Origin of the sequence: Pinirhizobacter sp. (assembly GCF_035317885.1) — a bacterium.
GTDB lineage: Bacteria > Pseudomonadota > Gammaproteobacteria > Xanthomonadales > Rhodanobacteraceae > Pinirhizobacter.
On record NZ_DATHFX010000394.1, the window covers coordinates 1 to 3,156 of the forward strand.

General features: G+C 67.0%; 3 protein-coding genes and 1 tRNA gene. All 4 read left to right on the forward strand.

Annotated elements, in window-relative coordinates; all coding sequences use genetic code 11:
- Positions 1 to 568, forward strand: a 568-nt coding sequence (locus tag VK519_RS13015; protein ID WP_324350402.1) for an outer membrane lipoprotein LolB, incomplete at its 5' end; no start/stop codon positions are given.
- Positions 569 to 601: 33 nt separating this feature from the next.
- A complete protein-coding gene (gene ispE / locus VK519_RS13020) occupies positions 602 to 2,053 on the forward strand; it encodes a 4-(cytidine 5'-diphospho)-2-C-methyl-D-erythritol kinase (RefSeq protein WP_324350403.1) in 1,452 nt (483 codons plus the stop codon).
- 9 nt (positions 2,054 to 2,062) lie between these two features.
- Positions 2,063 to 2,139, forward strand: a tRNA-Gln gene (locus VK519_RS13025).
- A gap of 124 nt (positions 2,140 to 2,263) precedes the next feature.
- On the forward strand, positions 2,264 to 3,156 hold an 893-nt coding region (locus VK519_RS13030; RefSeq protein ID WP_324350405.1), incomplete at its 3' end, for a ribose-phosphate diphosphokinase.

The window sequence follows — 3,156 nt, forward strand, 5'->3', positions numbered from 1 at the left end:
GATCTCGTCCAGTGGTCGCGGCTTAAGAGCGCGGCTTCGCGGGTTTCCTGACCCGGCCACGGTAGCCGCCCAGGAAACCCGCGAAGCCGCGCTCTTAAGCCGCGACCACTGGACGCTCACCGCGCGCATGTACGTGGGCAACGGCAGGGATGGCGGCAGCGGCGACCTCATCTGGGTGCAGGATGGCGACCGTTACGACTTCACCGTGTCCTTTCCCGGTCGCCAGGTACGGCTGTCGGGCGATGCCGGCGGTGCACTGCTGGAAGGTGCCGATAAATCCGGCCCCTTGCATGGTCCGGATGCCGAAAGCCTGATGGACAAGGCGCTGGGCTTTCGTGTGCCCCTGGCGGACCTCAAGGCCTGGGTGATGGCGGTGCGCGCCGCCGGCAAGACGGCCGACGTCCATTTCGGCGCCGACGGCCTGCCCAGCGAACTGGTCCAGGACGGCTGGACCATCATTTATCCCGAGTGGGACCCGGCCGCCCAGCCACGCCTGCCGATGAAGGTCTACGCCACGCGTTCGCCCTATATCGTGAAGCTGGCGCGGATGGGTTGGGAGTTTCGCTAGACTTGGCGGTCTTTCCGCCTGCCTGGCTCCCGCATGCCTTCTTCCCACGCGCCCGCCCCGGACGCGCCCTGGACCATCGTCCGCGCCGTCTATGACGATATCGACGCCATTTGCGCGATCGAGCGGGCGGCCGTGGAACTCTTCCGTAGCCACGCGGCATGGCCGTTCTATGCGGCGATGAGCATTCCGCCGGATGTGATCCATGAAGCCATCGGCAAGGGACTGGTCTGGGTGGCGCGCCTGGCCGACCGTGCGCCGGTGGGTTTTGTGTGGCTGGACGCGGAAGCGGGTGGTTCGAGCATCGGCTTGGCCGAGATCGACGTGCTGCCGGGCCATGCCCGCCAGGGCATTGGCTCAGCTTTGCTCGAGCACGCCTGCGCCTGGGCCCGGTCGGCCGGCTACCACGCGGTTGACCTGGGCACCCTGGCCGACGTCAGCTGGAACGGCCCGTTCTACGCCCGCCATGGCTTCGTGCCGGTAGACAAGAATCACCCGGAATTTGCCTTTGCCCTCGAGCGCGACCGCGACAACGGCTTTCCCGATGGCCTGCGTGTCTTCATGCGCCGGGAACTGGCGCCGCTGGGCCCAGGCGACTGGATTTCGCTGCCGGCGCCGGCGAAGCTGAACCTGTTCCTGCGCCTGACCGGTCGCCGGCCCGATGGTTACCACGAGCTGCAGACGGTATTCCGCCTGCTCGAATGGGGCGATGAGGTCCGCCTGCGCGTCCGTGGCGATGGCCGCATCGAGCGCGGGGCAGGGGCGCCGGGCGTGGATCCCGACGCCGACCTGGCGGCGCGCGCGGCGCGCCTGCTTGCCGAACACACCGGTTGCCGCCTGGGCGTGGATATCGAAGTGGACAAGCGCATTCCCATGGGCGGCGGGCTCGGTGGCGGCAGTTCAGACGCCGCCACGGTGCTGGTGGGCCTGAACCGGCTGTGGAACCTGTCCCTGGGCGAGGACGAACTGGCCGGACTCGGATTGAAGCTCGGCGCGGATGTCCCGGTGTTCGTCCGTGGCCGCTCGGCCTGGGCGGCAGGGGTGGGCGACCGCGTGCGGCCGATCAAGCTGCCCCAGCGCTGGTATGTGGTCGTCGATCCGGGCGAACAGGTGCCTACCGCAGTGCTGTTCCAGGCTCCCGAATTGACACGGGAAGCCCCGGAAGCGACAATTTCGGCCTTTGTTTCAGGGCAAGCGGGCGAAAATGCCTTCGAGCCGGTCGTTCGCGCGCGCTACCCCCGGGTGGCCGCCGCGCTGGACTGGCTCTCGGGCTTCGGCCGCGCGCAGCTGTCGGGAAGTGGTGCTTGCGTCTTCCTCGAGACGAGGACCTACGACGCGGCACTGGCCGTGGCCCGGCAGGTTGATCCCTCGATGAACGCGTGGGTCAGCGCCGGCATGGGTCGCTCGCCGTTGCGGATGACGCTCGAACGCTTCGATACGCCCCGGCGCAAGCCGGGTCACAAGAGTCACAAGAAAAAGAAACATTGAACACGCTGTTGGGGCGTCGCCAAGCTGGTTAAGGCACGGGATTTTGATTCCCGCATGCGCAGGTTCGAATCCTGCCGCCCCAGCCATCCCGAGAGGGCTGGCCTTTGGTTAGAAGGCACAACGTAATTAAGGTCGCGCGGCGCCCGCACTACGCGGGATGTCCTGGGCAACGAATCACTCACGAGGTCTCAAGTGGACACGTCCACCCCGATGCTCTTCACCGGTAATGCCCACCGCGCCCTGTCCGAGGACGTCTGCACGCGCCTGAACGTTCCGCTGGGCAAGGCCCAGATCGGCCGCTTCAGCGATGGCGAGGCACAGGTCGAGATCGAAGAGAACGTTCGCCGGCAGGAAGTGTTCGTGATCCAGCCCACGGGCGCGCCCAGCGCCGAGAATCTCTTCGAGCTGCTGGTGCTGGTCGATGCCTTGAAGCGCGCCTCGGCGGCCTCGGTCACGGCGGTCATGCCCTATTTCGGCTATGCCCGTCAGGACCGCCGACCGCGCTCGGCGCGCGTGCCCATTACCGCCAAGCTCGTGGCCAAGATGATCGCCACCGCCGGCGTCGATCGCGTGCTCACGGTCGATCTGCACGCCGACCAGATCCAGGGATTTTTTGATATCCCGGTCGACAATGTCTACGCATCGCCCGTGCTGCTGGCCGACATCTGGCGCCACCACAGCATGGACGACATCATCGTGGTCAGCCCCGACGTCGGCGGCGTGGTGCGCGCCCGTGCGCTGGCCAAGCGCCTGGACGACGCGGACCTTGCCATCATCGACAAGCGCCGGCCCAAGGCCAATGTCGCCACGGTGATGAACATCATCGGTGACGTCGAGGGCAAGACCTGCGTGCTGGTGGACGACATCGTCGACACCGCCGGCACGTTGTGTGCGGCGGCCGCCGCGCTCAAGGAAAAGGGCGCGCGCAGGGTCGTGGCCTATTGCGTGCACCCGGTGCTCTCGGGGGCGGCCATCGCCAACATCGAAGGCTCGCAGCTGGATCAACTGGTCGTCACCAATACTTTGCCGCTGCGCGCCGATGCGTTGCGCTGCGCCAAGATCCGCCAGCTCTCGGTCGCCGAACTCCTGGCCGAAACCATTCG